Raw genomic sequence first — 19,693 nt, 5'->3', positions numbered from 1 at the left:
GGGCTAATTATAAATCAGGATGTATATATATGCAATCACTATTCATACTTTGGTCAATAAATGTTTGGTATTCTAACTAAATATACCAAGATAGCTATCTCATTTGTTTTAAAAATTTTACATTAATATTGAATTTTATTCATGATATACAGTGTTTTTGTGCATAATTGATAAACATACATGCAAAACGATCGGGAATACTGGTTCATAGCAAGCGTATTATGGGTAAAAAGTGCTGAATTAACAACTACGCACTCTTATAGAGGTTATTCGGAAAGTCGTCTTTTTGAACTCGAGCTATTTATTTTTTACTAGGAGGTGGCCCTATGCTGCTTGAAGCCTTGTATCATGTTCCCCGGGACAAATGGGCCTATGCCTATGATTCTTCGACCATTCACCTGCGAATTAGAACAAAGCGTGATGATGTCGAGCATGTCTATGCCATGACTGGAGATAAGTATAATTGGGACGGTACTTACCAGGAGATTGAAATGGAAAAGGCGGCCCACGACCTGATGTTCGATTATTGGGAGGTAGCCGTTAAACCCAAGTTCAAGCGCCTGTCCTACGCCTTCAAATTAACTGCCGGCAGAGAGACCGTCTTTTTGCTCGATACAGGAATACAGCATGAGGCGCCGACACCGCCGGGTGATCACTATGAGTTCCCGTACATTCATGAGGTAGATCTGTTCAAAGTACCGGAATGGGCCAAAAAGGCGATATTCTATCAGATCATGCCGGAGCGCTTCGCGAACGGAGACCCCTCGAATGACCCGGAGAACACAGAAGTCTGGGGCGGTGTTCCCAAAATTGACAACTTTTTCGGCGGGGATTTAAAAGGTGTGCTGGACCATCTGGATGACCTTGTTGCACTTGGTATTAATGCGATTTATTTTACCCCTCTGTTCGTCTCACCCTCCAACCATAAGTACGATACAGTCGATTATAAGCAGGTTGATCCTCACTTCGGAGATAACACTCTGCTGAAGCAGGTGGTGGAAGCCTGTCACGACAAGGGTATCCGGGTCGTGCTTGACGCCGTGTTCAATCATTGCGGCGAACAGTTCGCTCCCTTCCAGGATGTCATCAAGAACGGGGAAAGCTCCAAATATGCGGACTGGTTCCATATTCATTCCTTCCCTGTTCAGGTTAAAGACGGTGTTCCTACTTACGATACATTCGGCTTCTATGGCAATATGCCAAAATTCAATACTGCCAATCCCGAGGTCAAGGAATATCTGCTTGGCGTTGCCGAGTACTGGATCCGGGAGATCAAGCTGGACGGCTGGCGGCTGGATGTGGCGAATGAGGTGGATCACCACTTCTGGAGAGAGTTCCGCCAGGTGGTCAAGAAGGCCAATCCCGAAGCCTATATTATCGGCGAGGTTTGGAGCGATTCACTGAACTGGTTATTAGGGGATCAGTTTGATTCCGTGATGAATTACCCCTTTGCCGATCAGGTCATGGAATTTTTCAACGGCGGCATGGATGGATACGATTTCTCCAATGAAATGGGATCGCTGATTATGCGCTATCCGCAGCAGACGAACGAAGTGGTATTCAATATGCTGTGCAGTCATGATACCCCCCGCCTGCTCACCCGAGTCGGCAATGACAAGCGGAAGCTGAAGCTATGCGTCGTGTTCCTGTTTACGTATTACGGGACCCCCTGCATCTTCTATGGAGATGAAATTGGCCTGAACGGCGGCGGAGATCCCGATTGTCGTAAATGCATGGAATGGGATCCGAAGAAGCAAGACCGTGAGCTTTATGATTTTTACCGGATGATGATCGACCTTCGCAAGCGGCATCCTGCACTGCGGCGCGGACGCTTTCGTTTCCTGCAGGCCGTGAAGAATGATCCATGCATCGTGTACGAACGGATCGATGAGCAGATGCACTTTACCATCTGGATGAACAATACCGGCAAACAGCGCATTCTCTCGCACCCGATGGAGACGGAAGACTGGTTCGACGCCTTGACCGGAGACGGCGTTAAGCCTAAGAACGGCACCATGGAAATCGGGCTGGATCCTTACGGCTTCCGGATTCTCTGCCGCAAGCTGAAATAAAGGTCGCTACAGGAACACAAATAGAGGGCTATCCTGGATCATGAATCCGGAGGCCCTCTTTGCGTTTGGTTATGGTGTTTCAGTCAGTCTTGTATAGATCTCCATATATTTTCCTGCCGAGCTGCCCCAGCTATAATCTCCCGCAAATGCGTTGGCTGTAATCCGTTTCCACTCATCGGGCTGATGGTAGAAGGAGACAGCTCGACGAAGCGTATAGAGCAGATCATGCGCGTTGAAATTTTGGAAGGAAAAGCCATTCCCCTCTCCGGAAGCCTCGTTGTAGGAATGGACCGTGTCATTCAGGCCGCCCGTCTCCCGCACAACAGGTATGCTGCCATATCGGAGCGCCAGCAGCTGGCTGATTCCGCACGGCTCAAAGCGCGATGGCATGAGAAACAGATCGCTTCCGGCATAGATCCGGCGGGACAGCTGATCGCTAAAGCGGATCTGCGCCGATAATTTGTCCGGATGGCGTCCGGCAGCCTCTTTGAACCAATCCTCATAAGCTTTGTCTCCGGTGCCCAGCACGACGAACTGCACATCGTCAAAGTGAAGCCATTCATCCATAATCCGGGTGATTAAGTCCAGTCCCTTCGGCTCCACCAGCCGCGTAATCATCCCTACCAACGGAACCTCCGGTTTGACCGGCAGACCGAGCTCTCTCTGCAGGGCCTCTTTATTCTCGCGCTTCTTGGCCAGACTGCTCCGGTAGCGAACCGGAAGAGCGGCATCTGTTGCGGGGTTATATAATTTGACATCAATCCCGTTTACGATGCCCGACAGCCTGTCGCCCAGCGACCTTAACAGGCCGTCCAGACCATAGCCGTAATGAGCTGTGCAAATTTCGCGCGCATAGGTCGGGCTTACGGTGGTTACATGATCGCTGTAGACTAGGCCGGCCTTCATAAAGCTGACATTTCCGTTGTACTCCACTCCCTCTGAAGTGAAATACTTGTCCGGCAGCCCCAGAAGATCGCCAAGAACAATATACGGAAAGATCCCTTGGTACAGCAAATTGTGAATCGTGAATACAGTCCGGATCCGGCTATAATCCTGATTCCATGAGAAATGCTCCTTCAAGAGCAGCGGCACCATCGCCGTGTGCCAGTCATGGCAATGAATCATATCCGGCCAATAATCCATGATCGGAAGCAAGTCCAGGATCGCCCGGTTCAAAAAGGCAAACCGTTCGCCATCATCCCAATATCCGTAGACCCCATCCCTGCCGAAGTAGGATTCATTATCGAGAAAATAGACAGGGATACCTTCCCATTCCAGCGTTTCCACCCCGCCATATACTTTGCGCCAGCCAATGGCTACTTCACTCGAGCCGAGATGACGCATTTGCTCCTGATAGATCGAGGGAATATCCTTATATTTCGGCATCACGATCCGAACATCATGACCCGCTTGCTTCAATGCTTTGGGCAGCGCCCCAATCACATCAGCCAGACCGCCGGTCTTAATGAATGGAACGACCTCGGCGGCCGCGAACAAGATCTTCATGCTTTCGCCCTCCTTTTTTTAGGTGTCGGCAGGTTGCCCGTTCTCTTCCATACCGTGAAGCTTAATGGAGCAAGCGCAAGCTCCATACTATGCTGCTGCTGATGCCAGGATATCTCTTCGCTGGACCTGGCAACTCTTACCTCACGGCCATGGGCGTCCAGCTCCGGAATCACACTGCTGAAGACTTGCTCATACATTCCCGGCTTGGGCACACCGACACGGTATACGGGACGGGCGACCGGCTGAAAATTAATGATAATCAGCAGGGTGTCCTTTACTCTTTTTCCTTTCCGCAAATAACAAATCACACTCTGGCCGGCATCATCCGGATTAATCCATTCATATCCGTCGCAGCTATGATCAAGCTCCCACAACGCAGGCTCGCGAAGATAGAACTGATTCAGCGCAGCGGTATATTGCTGAAGTCCATAATGGGAATCATATTCCAGCAGGAACCAGTCCAGCTCCCCTTGGTCCCGCCATTCTATGAATTGACCAAATTCCCCTCCCATAAACACCAGCTTCTTGCCGGGGAAGGTCATTAGATAGCCCAACAGAATGCGCAGCCCCTCAAATTTTTGCTCATAACTGCCAGGCATTTTGTCGAGCAGCGATTTTTTACCATGAACGACCTCGTCATGGGATAGAGGCAGCGTAAAGTTTTCCGAGTAGGCATACCAGATTGGAAAGGTAAGCAGATTATGGCGCCGGGGCCGCTGCGCAAAGTCCGTCTCCATATAGGCAAGCGTATCGTTCATCCAGCCCATGTTCCATTTGTAATTGAAGCCCAGTCCGCCCTCATGAACCGGCGTTGTTACACCAGGCCAGGAGCTCGATTCCTCCGCCATCATCAGGGTATAGGGATAATGCTGGAATACCGCCTTATTCAAATCCTTGAGGAAGCTGACGGCTTCGAGATTTTCAACGCCTCCATGCTGGTTCAGCGCATATTCCCCCTCGCGCTTCTCGAAATCCAGCCTTACCATACTAGTCACCGCATCGACCCGAAGGCCGTCAAAGTGATACAAGTCCAGCCAATACAAGGCACTTGAGATCAGAAATGACCTTACTTCCGGCTTGCCGAAATCAAAGCTCAGCGTTCCCCATCCCGGCTTTTCCGCCTTGGCGGGGTCACTGTACTCGTAAAGCGGGGTCCCGTCAAATCGCCGCAGGCCGTGTGCATCCTTGGTGAAATGTCCGGGCACCCAATCCAGCAATACGCCAATATTCGCCGCATGGCACCGGTCTACAAAGTACATCAGATCCTTCGGCTCACCATAGCGGCTGGTCGGGGCAAAATAACCTGTGGATTGATATCCCCATGACAAATCATAAGGATGCTCCGTAAGGGGCATAATCTCAATATGCGTATAACCCATCTTGACGACATAAGGGATAAGCAGCTCCGCCATTTCGCGGTAGCTGTACAACGATCCGTCTTCTTTTTGTTTCCAGGTCCCGAAATGCAGCTCATATATGTTCACCGGCCGTTGGAACAGATTCCTTCTGTTTCGACGCCAGGCTGCATCTGACCATGCATAGCCTTCTATGCTCTTCACAATGGACGCGGTGGCTGGACGAACTTCAGCATGAAACGCAAACGGATCACTCTTCAATATGCGATTGCCGTCTTGATCCGTTATTTCATATTTGTAGATTGTCCCTTCGGTCATGCCTGGGAAAAAGCGGCTCCAGATCCCGGACTCGGAAATCCTTGTGAACCCGCTCTCATGATTTCCTGTCCAACCATACTTATCGCTGGCCAGTGAGACCTGTACCGCATGGGGGGCCCATACCGTAAATCGCACGCCTGATTGTCCTTCTTCCACGGTAAGGTGTGCGCCGAATAACCGGTAGCTTCTATGCAGCGTCCCTTCATGAAATAAATAAATATCCCTGTTTGTCAACCGATCACCTGCTTCATGTAATAGTCCCAATTAAATATTTACCCAACTTTAGGGAAAAATGAACCTGAATTTGAAATTGAAAAAAATTAATGTAATATTTTCTTCTCTTTTCCATAATTTTAGTTTCAACAACATTATATCTCGTTTATTTATGTACTACACAGACGAAACCATACGGGAGGGAAACGAAATGAAGAAGAAAGACTGTATTGCAATGCTGCTGGCCGGTGGGGAAGGTAGACGGTTATCGCCGCTTACGTCCAGGCAAGCCAAACCCGCTGTGCCCTTTGGCGGAAATTATCGGATCATCGATTTTCCTCTCAGCAACTGTGTGAATTCTGGAATTGACACCATTGGTGTGCTCACACAATACGAAGCTGAATCCCTGCATGACCATATCGGAGAAGGCGATGCCTGGAATCTTCGCTGCGGCGAGCAGGGTGGCATATCTCTACTGCCATCATACAATGCCGGTGTAGAAGAATATGCAGGAACCGCAGATGCCATCTTTAAAAACCTGGAATTTGTGGATAGCTATGATCCTGAAAATGTACTAATTTTATCCGGTGATCATATTTATCATATGGATTACCGTGAATTGCTGCAATTCCATACCGAATCCAATGCCTCGGCTACCATTTCTGTTATGCCTGTACCGTGGGAAGAGGCCCATCGCTTTGGCGTCATGTCTCTGAATGACAGCAACCAAATTACCGATTTTGTGGAAAAGCCGCAAAAGCCGTTGAGTAATATGGCATCCATGGGCATTTATATGTTTAAATGGGATTTCTTGAAGCAGCACTTGCTTGAGGATGCGCTTGATGAGACCTCCAGTCATGACTTCGGGAAGGATATCATTCCGAAAATGCTGTGCGGCGAAAGACCACTGCATGGGTTCAAATTCCGTGGCTACTGGCGTGATGTCGGTACAGTACAGAGCTTGTGGGATGCTCATATGGACCTCTTAACCAAAAATTCGGACTGGAATATGTTCCGCGAGGAGTGGCCGATGTACACACGCCAGAATCTCACCGAGTCAAGGAGCATAAAATCGCGTCCTGTTCAACCGAAGAGCTGCCTTGTCAATGAGGGCTGCAGTCTCGACGGATATGCAGAGCGTTCTGTCCTTTTCGCCGGAAGCGAAATTGGCAAATACTCCCGAATCAAGGACAGCGTTATTATGCCGAATGTAAGAATCGGGCGCAATGTCACGATTGAGCATGCGATTATTGGCGAAGGCGCCGTGATTCATGACGGGGCCATCATTAAAGGTGCCGAGGGTGAAATTGCCGTCATCGCTCCTTTTGAGACCGTTGCCGCCAAGCCGATTATGCGCCCTCAGCCGGCACGTCTCCTGAAAGAGGTTTACGACAAGACCGCACGGCTTCGTGCAGAAGGATTATCCTCGTGAGTCCGAATATAAAAGGGTGTCCGTCGACGATATGTTGACAGACACCCTTCTTAGCTATTGACCTTTATACACTTCTATATACATCAGAAGCCATTTGATACAGAATATAGCTCCTTTCCCCGATCGTTCCTTTTCCCTGCGGAACCATGCCAAGCGACTCGTAATAAGGATTCAGCTTGCGGTTTTGATCCCAGCAATCGAACCTTAAGCCCTGCTTGCCTTGTTCCCTGCTGTAACGGGCGGCCCAGTAGATCAGCGCCCTGCTAAGCCCTATTCCACGGTACGACGCCCGAACAAGCAGCCGGTGCAGATAATGGAAGCTCTCGTCATTCAGCTCTCCCCAATAATCGGGATCACTGCTTTGCAGCGTGAACATCCCTGCCGGCACTTCACCATCCATACACAGAAAAATCTCCCGTTCCCGTAAATAGCTGCGAATCAATTCTTCGGTGAATTGCTGCGGATACCACTGTTCAATCCCGGCTGCATTCATCCAGGTAGCCGTCTCCACCAGCAAATCCCTGATCAGAGCCGCATCCGTATCCTCAGCCAGGTCTATCCTAAAATCCATATGTCCTGCTTGAACACTGCCTGTTACCTTATTTATCTCATTCATGGATGCTTTCTCCTTCGGTCGAAGCGAGGGGTTCTTCGCCGGTCTGTTCCTCCGGTTCAGCCAGCGGGAGCTCCACCAGCACGGTTGTGCCTACACCTAGCTCGCTTTGAAGATCGATATCGCCATGATGCAATTCAACCAGCTGCTGCGTGATCGCAAGGCCCAATCCGGTGCCTCCTCCTTGGTGGTTGACCTGGAAGAAGCGGTCCTTCACCTTGTTCAGATGCTCCTCGCTGATCCCGATCCCGGAATCAACAACCTGCACCAGCACGCGATTATCCCCCTTCAAGGATACGACGAGGTGAATCCAGCTATTTTCATGGGAAAACTTGATTGCATTATCGACCAAATTCAGAAATACCTGCTTCAGACGGTTCCCGTCCCCCATAACCGTAACCGGCTGCTCCGTTTCATCCTCCAGCTTGATCTGAATCCCCTTCTGCTCGGCCTTGGCCCATACATTCAGCATGGTCTCCTGCAGCAATTCCTTCAGATTCACCCGTGTAATGACCAGCTTCATCTCATTTTGCTGAAGCTTGGAGAAGTCCAGCATCTCCTCGACAAGCCCGATCAGACGATCCGTTTCTTTCGAAATGATGCCGATGCCCAGCCTCGTCTCCTCCGGATCAAAGCCGCCGATTGTCAATGTCTCGCTCCAGCCTTTGATTCCCGTGAGCGGGGTTCTCAGCTCGTGAGAGATCGATGAGATGAAGTCATCCTTGATCTGATTGCTTCGCACGATCTCTTTCGCCATATAGTTCAGGGTCTCTGCCAGTTCGCCAAGCTCATAGGGATATTTCCCCCGGATCCGGATGTCGAACCTCCCCTTCGCCATATGGGCAGACACGGCCCGAATATTATTAATGGGCTTAACAATTGAATTCGCCAGCCCGATGCTAAATAGGGTAACGAGGGCAAGAACCGCCAGACAAACGCCAATCGATAGCAGCGTCATCTTCATCAGATTAGCATTAATTCGCTCCAGAGAAGTCACGAATCTGACTACAAACCGGTTCTCTCCCCTCTCCATAAGCGGCATGGACACGGCCATGACCATCTCGCCTGTTGAAGGCTGCCGGCCAATCCACTTGCCAACGGAGCCCGAGACGGCCTGAGAGACGTCGCTGGTCTGTACGGCCTTGTCGGCCTGTAATGCGTTGCTGCTGGCCAGCACATCCCCGTTGCGGCTCAGGATCATCAGCTCGGTATTATCCAGCTCGAACGTTTGCAGCATTTCCGTGAAATAGCCGGGGTCTCGGTCAGAGCTGATCCGGCCGAATTTCTGGAAGTAGTCGGAGGTCCAGGTGGAGTGGGTATACATATGGTTGTACACTGTATCGTAGTAATATACCCGGATCGCCAGCGAGAAAATAATCTCGACCATGAACAGGGTGACAAACACCACGATGAAATAATGCATTACAATTTGTCGGCCAATGCCTTTTTTGATCATTGTCCCTCGCCTTTCCATTTATAACCATGACCCCACACGGTCTGCAGAAATGCCGGCTCGGATGGATTATCCTCAATCTTCTGGCGAAGACGGCGAATATTGACATCCACAATCTTCGGATCCCCCATATATTCCTTGCCCCATACATGATCCAGCAGCGAATCCCGGCTCAGCGGTGTATTCTCCTGCTCCAGGAAATATTGGATCAATGAAAACTCAGTCGGCGTCAGCTCAATCAATGCTCCGTTCTTCTTAAACTGCTTGGAGATCAGGTCTAATGTAAACGGACCTGAAGTAAAGGACACCTTCGCACTGCTTTCCCGGTATACATTCACTCTCCGCAGCAGAGACTGAATTCTTGCAATCAGCTCCGTCGGACTGAACGGCTTGCTGACATGATCATCCGCTCCTACAGACAGTGCATATACCTTGTCCTGCTCCTGAACCTTTGCGGTCAGAAAAATAATCCCGATCCGCTCATTCGTCTCACGAATGCGCCGGCATACTTCAAATCCGTCGATCCCCGGCACCATAACATCAAGAAGCGCTATATCAATATCAGGAATGCTCTGCAGCTTGCTCAGGGCATCGTTGCCTTCCGCCGCTTCAATCACTTCAAATCCGTAACGCTTCAAGTTAATCACTATGAAGCTGCGAATGGATTCCTCATCCTCCAAGATTAATACTTTGCTCATATACGATCCCTCCCTTAGTTCGTTGAGCCTGTCCGCTTAATTTCTTTTTCTCCCTTGTTCAACTTCACGTCCGTATGGCTCAAGAAGCCGATCACACTATTATTCTCCCGGGACAGCAGCTCCCAGTCCTCTTTGTTCCGCTCCCATTCCGACAAGGAGAAGAAACGGATTTCCGCCACAACCGCACCGTTATCCAGCCTTGTAAACCACAGATGCTCGTTCGCATCCGATTTCGGATCAATCGTTACGGTATCGCGCCATTCGACAGGAAGGCTGAAATAAAATCTTCCTTCAGGGTCCATATACTGCTGCAGGACGAACTTCAACCCGGAGTCCGCATCCCACTGGTAATAAGAGAATAACGGCAGATCATCATAAGGCTTGTCTTCCCAGCCCTTCGGCTTCTCTGATCTCCCCACCTCCAGCATGCCGTCATTGTTAACGTCGCCACTGAAAACCGGGTAATTTTTGAAGGTCGAATCCTGAGAAGGCAGCAGATTTACCCACTTGCCCTCCTGCATCACAAGCATATGCGAATAGGCATAGTGCGAGCCAAACGATGCATCCAGTACAATCCCTTTCAAATCAGGGGTAATATTGCCGCTAACGGCGTTATAGTATTCCTTGATCGGGTCATCCAGCTCAATGTGATCCAGCTCTTTGAAGGTTTCATCGTATTGATATGTCGTCACCACCGCGTTTTGATCCCGCTTGAGTGTAATAACGGTCAGATCCAGCTTGTCATCCTGATTCAGATCGTCAAGCAGGAAATCATAATAAGGCAGGGATAACAGCTTGTTAATCTCTTCTCCGTCATACGTATATACGATGAGTCCCTTCTGCGCGTCCTCTTCTCCACTGGAGAAGCCCGCGATGATATTGGGTCTTCCGTCCCCGGTAATATCCCGGAGCGCAAAGGTCTCGAGCACCTGCCCCTCCCCGTCGAAGGTTGTCTTCGCCGACCAGGTTCCGTTGACATATTCCAGAATCAGCCCATGAATGCGGACAGCCTCATCCGGTGTTTCATAGAACACGATCGCTTCCATGATTCCATCGTTATTGAGGTCAATCGTGCGAATGGAGCTGATATCATTCACATCGCGGGGACGAATTTTCTGAGCGCCCTTGATCTCCGCATTGATTACACTGATCAGGGATTCCTTGTCCGAGGTCAGCTGCGGGGTCTCCATCAGTGATTTGGGATCCTTGATAATATTGCAGCCACTTAGCACAATAAGCAACATACTTCCGGCCAGTATCGTCAGCCAGCCTTTGAACAACCGCTTCACCACATTTCTCATATCAGATCGATCGATCTCTTTTCACTTTCCGTTAACCTCCGGCCGGTTACATCCAGCTCGATTTTTCCGTCCACCAGCCCCCAGATACGAGTGCAGTAGCGCTCGGCGAGCTCGATAGGGAGCGCGGCGATCACGGTTTTCCCTTTATTCTTGCACAATTCCTGCAGCGTCCCCAGCACATTCTCCGCCGATTTCGGGTCCAACCCGATCACCGGCTCATCTGCTGCGATAAAGTCGGCGCCATGCACCAAAGCCCGGCAAATCGCGACACGCTGTCTTTCACCGCCGCTCAGCTTGCCAGCCTTCACATGAGCCTTGTCCAGCAAGCCGAATTTTTCCAGCTCATCCATAGCTCCCATGTAATCGTCCGATCTGACCATTCCGGTCATGCGGCGAATCCATGAGGTCTGTCCCACCTGTCCGATCAATACGTTTTTCAGCGCAGATTTTTCAGGGTTTAAAGATGGATTTTGCTCCAGATAAGCACATTTGGAACGGTATTTCTGCGAACCCTTGCCCCCGCCGGAAATTATTTTTTTGCCATCCCAGCTATAGTCTCCTCCGGTCCATGGGTCTCGCAAAGCCAGGCATCTCAGCAGCGTGCTCTTCCCTCCGCCGCTTGGTCCGACAAGCCCGATCATTTCTCCCTGCTTAAACTGGGTGGTGATTCCGTGCAATACTTCCTTTGTGTTGCCTTCCACACTTAATGTCAAACGCTCGACCTTCATCATAAGTCCGATTCTCCTTTGGTCTGTACAAGCTCTACCTTATAGTTTATTGGAAATAGCCGTGAAAATCCATTACAGCCTATTCATTTTTATGCTTTGATTAAAAAAGACCTGACATAAGAGTAGACAAGCTCTCCATCAAAGGGTGATAATGAATATGAATGCTTGTCCTGTGGGAGGTTAAGTCATGTACTATGACGTGAAAATTGACGTTTCATCGGTGTATGAACTTTTGAGCAGCTTTATCATATACACGACGCGAAAATGGGTAAACAACCTGGATGTAGGCCAGGAGTGGATCGATGAGATTGAATCCCGGCTCAGCAAGGAAGAGCGCGCAGCCTTTGCAGAGGCTTCCGAGCTTCCGTTCAGCGACTACGACCTGCTGTATGCTCTTATTCTGGAACGACAGCCAGAAGCTAATGCCGTGGAATTTCTGGATGAATTAGCTGAGTCGACAGAGGAAGCCCTGCTTTTTAAACTGAATTCCTATGTTCTCACTGTGAATAGTCAGGATATTTCGCGGCTTAAGGGGTATATTCCCCTGCTCCGCATATGGTACGAACGCTATTTCCGTGAGATTGAACAGCAGTATGAAGCCTTGCTGTTCGAGGATGCCGAAGAGAAGCGCGCGTTATTTCACAAAATGGACCCGGGTGCTCTGGTTGAATATGCATCGGCAGGTCTTGTAGTGGAGCCTGGCTTGCCTGTGAATAAGGTTGTGCTTTTACCCTCCATTCATTTTCGGCCGATTAATACTTATTGTTTCTATGAAAGCACGCTGGTTATCCAATATCCGCTGGATCTTCCCGAGCTTGATGAAGAAGAGCCGCCGATCTGCCTGCTTCGGTTAACAAGAGCGCTCGCGAGCCCGGAACGGCTTCGCCTGCTCAGATACATAGCGGATGAGCCCAAATCTATTTTTGAACTGGCCCAAAGCCTGTCCCAATCCAAGGAATATCTTATGCATCATCTGATGCTGCTCCGTGTTGCGGGGCTCCTGCGGATTCATTTGGTTGAGCGGGATACAGAGAAGTTCACGATCCGTCCGGATGGTGCTTCTGAACTGCAAATTTTCCTGGAGTCCTATATTCGATTATAATACCCACATACGAATTGATGCACGGAACAAGACAACCTGTCTTAACCCGAAGGAGTGACATTTTTATGAGCAAGACACTGACACAACAGATTATATTCGATCTCGACGATACGCTCGTGCATTGCAATATATATTTCGATCAAATCCTGGATGAATTCACGGAGCTGCTGTCCGGTTGGTTCGCAAACACCGGAATTACCGCTGAAGAGATTCGTGCCAAGCAAATCGAGATCGATATTGCCGGCGTTGAACAAATCGGGTTTATCAGCACCCATTTTCCTCAGTCTCTGATCGAGACATACCGCTATTTCTCCCAGCTCCTGGGTCTTGAAGCCGGGGTCGCTCAGGAAGAACAGCTGATGAAGCTCGGAATGAGTGTATACGACCGGGAGATTGAGGCTTATCCAGGCATGACGCAGACGCTGAACCTGCTGCGCAGTCAAGGTCATCAGCTCCATCTTTACACGGGCGGAGAGAGTGTTATTCAGCAGCGCAAAATCGATCAAATGCGGCTGACAGACTATTTCGAGGAACGCATCTATATCCGTCGGCATAAGAACGTGGATGCCCTCGAAGAAATTCTCACTTCGGGTCCCTTCGACCGGAGCCGCACCTGGATGATCGGCAACAGTCTGCGGACAGATATTATGCCTGCCCTGTCGGCTGGGATTCATTCGATTTATATCAAACGCCCGAATGAATGGTCCTTTAACCTGGTCGAACTGAAGCATGACACCAAGTCCGAAATGTACACCATTTCCGCGCTGGAAGAGATTCCATCGGTCATTGCCAACAAATTGTCGTTGTCTTCCTATTCTGGAGTAAAGCACTCCGCCGCCTTCAGCAACTAATACAAAATTTTAGACCTCCTGACTCTTCATGAAGGGTCAAGGAGGTCTCTTATTTTCACTCACTTAGGAATCCGTGTTCTGCAGTTCTAATCTGCCGGTGTTCGGATCGTTCAGGACAATTCTTGCTTTGTACGACCGGTCCCCGTCCTTAAAGGCCAGCAGCTGCGTCTGCCCCTTCTCCAGCAATGTCTTCAGCATCGCATGGGAGATTTTTTTGCCGGAAAAATCCTTCCAGATAACGAATCCGCAGCCCTGCTTATAATGAGTACAGCCGTAGCCCTTCTTGCCCTCGATCAGTTGCCCGCCGCAGCCCTGCCGCGGGCAGTCCGCGAGCGGCTGCATACTGCCGGAGCCTGAAGAAGAACCCGTCGCTGCTTTCGCTTCGCTTTTCTTTTCCGTTGATGTTCTGCGGCCTCCGCTTCCTGCCGCTTTCCCCCTGGAACGTCCGGCACCCTTCTCTTCCCCTGGCTCGAACCGGGAGGCCTCCGCTTTCGGTTGAGTTCTGACCTTCTCAATGATGGAGATCGTAAAGCGCTTCACGTTGTCCATGAACTTCTCACGGGCCGCCTCCCCCTTGGAGATTTGGTGCAGCCTGCGCTCCCACTGGCCGGTCATTTCCGGCGAGGTCAGCAGCTCGACGCCTGCATGCCGGATCAATTCGATCGCTGTCCGCCCCTTTTGCGTGACGGTGATCCGCTTGCCCTGCATCGTGATGTAGCCGACCTTCTTGAGACGCTCGATCGTTGCAGCCCGGGTGGCAGGCGTGCCCAGTCCCGCTTCCTTCATGACCTCGCGCAGCTCCTCATTTTCCAGCTGCTTGCCTGCGCTCTCCATGGCCTTCAGCAACGTCCCTTCGGTGTAAGCCTTAGGAGGCTGAGTCGCCTTCTCCTTTGCTTCAGCAGCAGTACAGATTACCGGAGCTGAGGGATCAACCGCAAATGGCTCGCTGACCAGCTCCTCCGCTTCCTCCTCATCCTCCTGCTTCTTTCCGCGTCCGGAGGATTTCGCACCGCTATCATCATTCGACATGCACACCTTCCAGCCAAGAGAGAGCAGTTCCTTCACATTGGTCTTGAACATTTCCGATTCTACCTCGGTCCATACCGTGTGCTGCTTGTACTCGGCCGGCGGGTAGAAGTGGGACAAAAAGCGGCGCACGATCAGATCATAGATTTGCTGCTCCTCCTTACCCAATGCCCCAGCACGGCGAAGTGTCGGCAGAATTGCGTGGTGATCCTCCACCTTGGACGGGTTGCAGACGGATTTGTTACCCGCATGCACAAGAGCAGGCTTTCCTTGCTCGGCGAGCTCCCTGTAGGCTGTTGATTTCAGCATTTGGAGCGCCTTATGCATGCCTTCAATATTTTGCTCATTTACATAGTTCGAGCTGGTACGCGGATAAGTGATGACCTTATGCTTCTCGTAAAGCGCTTGAGCCAAATCCAGCGTCTTCTTGGCGGAGTACCCAAACTTCGCATTTGCATCCCGCTGCAGAAGGGTCAAATCATATAGCTTATAGGGATACTCTCTCGTATCCTTAACCTCATAATCCGTGATTCTCCCCGGTTTGCCACGGACCTTCTCAGCGATTCCCGCCGCCTTCTCCGCATCGGTTAGACGTTCGCCTTGCCAGGCTCCTGAATACTCGCGGGCATCCTGCTTGAATTCTGCTTTGATCTCGTAGTAAGTCAGCGAGTCAAAGCTCTCAATCTCCCGCTGCCGATCATAGATTAAGGCCAACACAGGCGTCTGCACGCGTCCCACCGATAAAAGCGTCCGGTGCTTGGTCGTAAATGCGCGCGATGCATTCATGCCGACAAGCCAATCGGCTTCACTGCGGGCACTGGCTGCAAGGGTTAAATTTTCGAACTCCCTGCCTTCACGCAGCTCGGCGAAGCCCTTGGCAATACTCTCTGCCGTCAGGTCCGAGATCCACAGACGTTTGACTGGCTGTGTAAGCTTCAGCTGCTGCTGAATCAATGCGAATATGTACTGACCTTCTCTCCCTGCGTCACAGGCATTCACGAGCGCTGAGCATCGTTTGGCCAGCTCGCCGATCGTCTTGAGCTGATCCTTGGTGCGCGGGTTTGGAACAATTTTGAATTGCTCAGGAAGGATCGGCAAATCTCCAAAGTTCCATCGTTTGTACTTATCGTCATATGCGTCAGGCTCAGCCAGGCCAAGCAGATGTCCGATGGCCCAAGTTATAATGTACCGCTCGCCCTCCAGATAGGATCGATTATTTTTTGCCTTCGGCTCAATGACCGCCGCAATCGTCCTTCCCATATCCGGCTTTTCGGCAATAACCAGTGTCTTCATGATCTCAAGGCCCCTCTTTCTTGCATTCAAATCCTTATACGGTCAAGAAAAGGGCCACGCCTCTGGCGCAGCCCTGTAGCTGAATCTATTATATCATATTTTGGAATCAGGAGGTAATAGTTGGACTAATGATTCTACTCTGGGGGCAACGTGTGAAGTGTGCTTACGATCGCTGTTGTTCGCGGATTTCTCTGATTGGAATAAGTTCAGGCAAGGGAGAAATCCGCTCACAAAGGCGAACGCTCCGCTTTATGCTTCCGAAGCAGCTTTCTTACAGAAAGCTTTTAACACTTCACAGAGCCAAAAGGGCACAAAGACGATACGAAAGTCTCCAAGTCTATGAATACTATAACGAAAAATAAACTGGTTTAAGTAGTGTTTGCAACTGAACAGGTTTTTGTTGCAATCTTCTCGGGCTATGGGCAGCTCGCGCGGAGCCTCATACGCCTCGGCGGGAATGAAAGCTGCCTGCAGGTCGCCTAGACGAAGAGCGATCAGTGCATATTTGCATTTCTTAACTACCATGTTTGTTGAACAATAAAGTTCGTGTTTAAGGCAAAAGTGTGAGGTGTTTTGAAGAAGCGGAGCGTTCGCCTTTGTGAGTAGATTTCTACCTCTAGATGGTTTAAGTTCAATCAAAGAAATCTGCGAACAACAGCGATCGTAAGAACACCTCATACGTTGCCTCCAAATGAACAACCATTAGTTCAACTAACCTTAAAGCAGTTAAGCTAGCAAAGTTGCACCCATCAGATACTTGTCGACCTCCTTCGCTGCTTCGCGGCCTTCGTGAATGGCCCAGACGACAAGGCTCTGCCCGCGTCTCATATCGCCAGCGGCAAACACTTTGTCCACATTGGTGTTATATTTGCCGTAACGTGCCTTCACATTGCTCCGTCGATCGGTTGCAAGCCCCAGCTGCTCGGGCAAGGTCTGCTCCGGTCCGTCGAATCCAATTGCGATCAGTGCCAGCTGAGCCGGAAATACCCGCTCTGTACCCGGAACAGGCTGGTAAATCTTCCGTCCGGTCTCATCGACAATCCGCTGAATCTGAATCGTATGCAGCTCCTTCAAATTGCCCTCCTCATCGCCAACGAAACGGGTTGTCATGATCGAGAATTCTCTGGGATCGCTGCCGAATAAAGCCTTGGCTTCCTCTTGGGCATAATCCAGTGTATAGACATTCGGAAACTGCGGCCATGGATTATTGACCTGATCGCGCTCCAGAGGCGCCATGGCATGGGTGCCAAATTGGGTGATGCTCCGGCAGCCATGACGAAGCGAGGTTGCTACGCAATCCGATCCGGTATCCCCGCCGCCAATAACGATCACATCCTTGTCCTCGGCAGACAGATATTGGCCATCCTCCAGTCCGGAATCCAGATAGCTCTTGATCGTTGCGTTCAGAAACGGCATCGCATATTGAACCCCGTTCAAGTCACTGCCCTCGATGTTGAACTCCCGAGGCTTGGTAGCTCCTCCGCATAAGACAACTGCATCATACTCTTCGACAAGCTGCTGGGCAGGGATATCTTTTCCGATTTCCGTGTTTGTGACAAAATGAATCCCCTCTGCCGCAAGCAGATCGACTCTGCGCTGAACAATCTGCTTATCCAGCTTCATGGTTGGAATGCCGTACATCAGCAGTCCGCCAATTCGGTCAGCCCGCTCATATACGGTGACCTCGTGACCGGCTTTATTCAACTGTGCCGCACAGGCAAGGCCAGCAGGACCTGAGCCTACGACAGCCACCCTGCGCCCGGTCCGCTGCTTTGGCGGCTCCGGTACAATCCAGCCTTCTTCAAATCCACGGTCAACAATCGCCTGCTCAATATTTTTGATCGTCACAGGCTGTCCAATCAGTCCTACCGTACAAGAGCCTTCGCAGGGTGCAGGACATACCCGCCCGGTAAATTCGGGAAAATTATTCGTCTTATGCAGACGCTCCAGCGCATCCTTCCACAATCCTCTATACACAAGGTTATTCCACTCCGGAATGAGGTTGTGCACCGGACAGCCAGATGTTCCGCCCAGCATATCAATGCCTGTGTGACAATAAGGAGTGCCGCAATCCATGCAGCGCGAGCCTTGCGTCCTAAGCTCCTCCTCAGACATATGTTTGTGAAACTCCTGCCAATCCTGAACCCGTTCGGACGGGCTTCGGTCGCCGGGAAGCTGTCTGTTGTATTCCATAAATCCAGTTGGTGTAGACATCCATTAATCCCCCATCCGTCTATGCAAAAGTCCCCAAACGATCTTGGAAACTCTCACATTTCAATGTATCTTGATGTTAGCATTCGGAGGAGTTGTTATTAATGGATTATTGATACGATATTTTGTACTATTCAGCACTCGAACCCGGGCGTACATACGTCAAAAAGCGGTAATCATAAGGGTTCTTCTCATCACGTATTCCCACTTCTTCCCCGCTAAACACATAGTCATCCCATCTAAAATCCGGGAAGTAAGTATCACCTTCTACATCCTCATCAATCAGAGTGACCAGCAGGCGGTCCGCATGCTCCAGAAATTGGCGATACACCGCAGCTCCCCCGATCACCCACAGCTCTTCGTGCCGGGCCAGCTCAAGGGCTTCGTTCACAGAATGCACCACTTCCGCCCCCGTTGCCGTATATTCGCGGTTATGTGTCAGAATGATATTTCTGCGGCCAGGCAGCGGCTTGCTGCCGATCGATTCCCAGGTGCTTCTTCCCATCAGAATCGTCTTGCCTGTCGTCTGCGCTTTAAAATACTTCAAGTCCGCCGGAAGCCGCCATGGCAGCTCGTTATTACGGCCGATCACTCTATTTCGCGACATGGCCCAAATCAATGTGATTGACAAGCTTATCTCTCCCTTCATACAACGGTCACTGAACAGATTCCTATACGGAAACTGCAGCCTTGATCGTCGGATGATACTGATAACCGCTGAATTCAAAGTCTTCATATACATAGTCAAAAATGGATGCGGGTTTCCGCTTGATAATTAACTGCGGCAAAGGATACGGTTCACGTGCCAACTGTGTCTTGACCTGCTCCAGATGGTTGTTGTAGATATGCACATCTCCGCCGGACCAGATAAAGTCCCCAACCTCCAGATCACACTGTTGGGCCACCATATGCGTCAGCAGCGCATAGCTTGCAATATTGAACGGAAGACCCAGGAAGGTGTCAACCGATCTCATCGTCAGCATACAGGACAGCTTGCCGTTCGCTACATAAAATTGAAAGACGAAGTGGCAAGGAGGCAGCTTCATCTTGTCCACCTCGGCCACGTTCCAGGCACTGACCAAATGCCGGCGCGAGTCTGGATTCTTCTTGATCCCCTCGATTAAATTCGTAATCTGGTCAATCGTCCGGCCATCAGGTGTCTCCCACGAACGCCACTGGGAGCCGTAGACAGGTCCCAAATCTCCGTTCTCATCCGCCCATTCATCCCATATTCTTACGCCATTTTCTTTCAAATAAGCAATATTGGTCTCTCCGCTCAGGAACCACAGCAGCTCGTGAATGACCGATTTCAAATGAATCCGTTTGGTGGTCATCAACGGAAACCCCTGAGACAGATCAAAACGAAGCTGCCGTCCGAATACAGAGATTGTTCCGGTGCCGGTCCGGTCTTCCTTCGGTGTTCCATGATCCAATACATCCTGCAGCAAGTCCAAATAACTTCTCATATCATATGCCCCCGTATCGTTTTAGTGCGAGTTCAAAAAGTCAACTTATAGTTAT

The 19,693-nt window shown here is 50.4% G+C and carries 15 protein-coding genes; 4 read left to right on the top strand and 11 right to left on the bottom strand.

Going from position 1 to position 19,693, the window contains the following annotated elements; translation table 11 throughout:
- The first annotated feature begins 326 nt into the window (after nucleotides 1-326).
- Nucleotides 327-2,072, top strand: a complete 1,746-nt coding sequence (locus tag KI362_RS17325; protein ID WP_301628964.1) for an alpha-glycosidase — start codon at nucleotides 327-329, stop codon at nucleotides 2,070-2,072.
- Between the two features lie 69 nt (nucleotides 2,073-2,141).
- Here KI362_RS17325 and glgA read toward each other — a convergent pair whose 3' ends face one another.
- The gene (gene glgA, locus KI362_RS17320; RefSeq protein WP_301628963.1) at nucleotides 2,142-3,578 is read right to left on the bottom strand and encodes a glycogen synthase GlgA; all 1,437 of its coding nucleotides are present in this window, start codon (nucleotides 3,576-3,578) and stop codon (nucleotides 2,142-2,144) included.
- Nucleotides 3,575-5,485 carry a 1,4-alpha-glucan branching protein GlgB gene (gene glgB / locus KI362_RS17315; RefSeq protein ID WP_301628962.1) on the bottom strand — a complete coding sequence of 637 codons (1,911 nt, stop codon included), beginning with the start codon at nucleotides 5,483-5,485 and terminating at the stop codon, nucleotides 3,575-3,577. Before glgB ends, glgA begins: the two co-directional genes overlap by 4 nt.
- Nucleotides 5,486-5,675: 190 nt before the next feature.
- Between glgB and KI362_RS17310 the strand changes: the two genes are divergently transcribed.
- Nucleotides 5,676-6,896, top strand: a complete 1,221-nt coding sequence (locus tag KI362_RS17310; protein ID WP_301628960.1) for a glucose-1-phosphate adenylyltransferase — start codon at nucleotides 5,676-5,678, stop codon at nucleotides 6,894-6,896.
- Between the two features lie 64 nt (nucleotides 6,897-6,960).
- On the opposite strand, the gene KI362_RS17305 is transcribed toward KI362_RS17310, so the two are convergent.
- From KI362_RS17305 to KI362_RS17285, 5 genes are read right to left on the bottom strand one after another with little or no spacing between them, the layout of a single operon-like run.
- A complete protein-coding gene (locus tag KI362_RS17305; RefSeq protein ID WP_301628958.1) occupies nucleotides 6,961-7,512 on the bottom strand; it encodes a GNAT family N-acetyltransferase in 552 nt (183 codons plus the stop codon).
- Nucleotides 7,505-8,965, bottom strand: coding sequence for a sensor histidine kinase (locus KI362_RS17300; RefSeq protein ID WP_301628956.1), 1,461 nt, complete (start codon nucleotides 8,963-8,965; stop codon nucleotides 7,505-7,507). The genes KI362_RS17305 and KI362_RS17300 overlap by 8 nt, the downstream gene beginning before the upstream one ends.
- The gene (locus KI362_RS17295) at nucleotides 8,962-9,660 is read right to left on the bottom strand and encodes a response regulator transcription factor (protein WP_044478726.1); all 699 of its coding nucleotides are present in this window, start codon (nucleotides 9,658-9,660) and stop codon (nucleotides 8,962-8,964) included. Before KI362_RS17295 ends, KI362_RS17300 begins: the two co-directional genes overlap by 4 nt.
- Before the next feature lie 14 nt (nucleotides 9,661-9,674).
- Nucleotides 9,675-10,961, bottom strand: coding sequence for a hypothetical protein (locus KI362_RS17290; RefSeq protein ID WP_044478727.1), 1,287 nt, complete (start codon nucleotides 10,959-10,961; stop codon nucleotides 9,675-9,677).
- Complete coding sequence (locus tag KI362_RS17285; protein ID WP_044478729.1) at nucleotides 10,958-11,692, bottom strand: phosphonate ABC transporter ATP-binding protein; 735 nt, start codon at nucleotides 11,690-11,692, stop codon at nucleotides 10,958-10,960. Before KI362_RS17285 ends, KI362_RS17290 begins: the two co-directional genes overlap by 4 nt.
- Before the next feature lie 184 nt (nucleotides 11,693-11,876).
- Here KI362_RS17285 and KI362_RS17280 point away from each other — a divergent pair, with 184 nt between their 5' ends.
- Together KI362_RS17280 and KI362_RS17275 are read left to right on the top strand one after the other, a co-directional pair.
- Nucleotides 11,877-12,791 (top strand): ArsR family transcriptional regulator, encoded by a 915-nt coding sequence (locus KI362_RS17280; RefSeq protein ID WP_301628951.1) that lies wholly within the window; start codon nucleotides 11,877-11,879, stop codon nucleotides 12,789-12,791.
- 65 nt (nucleotides 12,792-12,856) lie between these two features.
- Nucleotides 12,857-13,642: an HAD family hydrolase gene (locus tag KI362_RS17275; protein WP_301628950.1), complete on the top strand. Its 786-nt coding sequence runs from the start codon at nucleotides 12,857-12,859 to the stop codon at nucleotides 13,640-13,642.
- Between the two features lie 63 nt (nucleotides 13,643-13,705).
- On the opposite strand, the gene KI362_RS17270 is transcribed toward KI362_RS17275, so the two are convergent.
- From KI362_RS17270 to thyA, 4 genes are all read right to left on the bottom strand, one after another.
- Nucleotides 13,706-15,961: a type IA DNA topoisomerase gene (locus tag KI362_RS17270; RefSeq protein ID WP_301628948.1), complete on the bottom strand. Its 2,256-nt coding sequence runs from the start codon at nucleotides 15,959-15,961 to the stop codon at nucleotides 13,706-13,708.
- Between the two features lie 726 nt (nucleotides 15,962-16,687).
- Nucleotides 16,688-18,175, bottom strand: a complete 1,488-nt coding sequence (locus KI362_RS17265) for a glutamate synthase subunit beta (protein ID WP_301628946.1) — start codon at nucleotides 18,173-18,175, stop codon at nucleotides 16,688-16,690.
- A 127-nt stretch (nucleotides 18,176-18,302) separates the two neighbouring features.
- Nucleotides 18,303-18,803 (bottom strand): dihydrofolate reductase, encoded by a 501-nt coding sequence (locus KI362_RS17260; RefSeq protein ID WP_301628945.1) that lies wholly within the window; start codon nucleotides 18,801-18,803, stop codon nucleotides 18,303-18,305.
- A 40-nt stretch (nucleotides 18,804-18,843) separates the two neighbouring features.
- On the bottom strand, nucleotides 18,844-19,638 hold the full coding sequence (gene thyA, locus KI362_RS17255; RefSeq protein ID WP_301628943.1) for a thymidylate synthase: 795 nt from the start codon (nucleotides 19,636-19,638) through the stop codon (nucleotides 18,844-18,846).
- Nucleotides 19,639-19,693 lie beyond the last annotated feature (55 nt).

Source organism: Paenibacillus apis (assembly GCF_018333295.1).
In the GTDB taxonomy this organism is placed as follows: Bacteria; Bacillota; Bacilli; order Paenibacillales; family Paenibacillaceae; genus Fontibacillus; species Fontibacillus antibioticophila.
The sequence above is the reverse complement of the archived record's forward strand: the minus strand, read 5'-3'. Positions and strand labels throughout refer to the sequence as shown.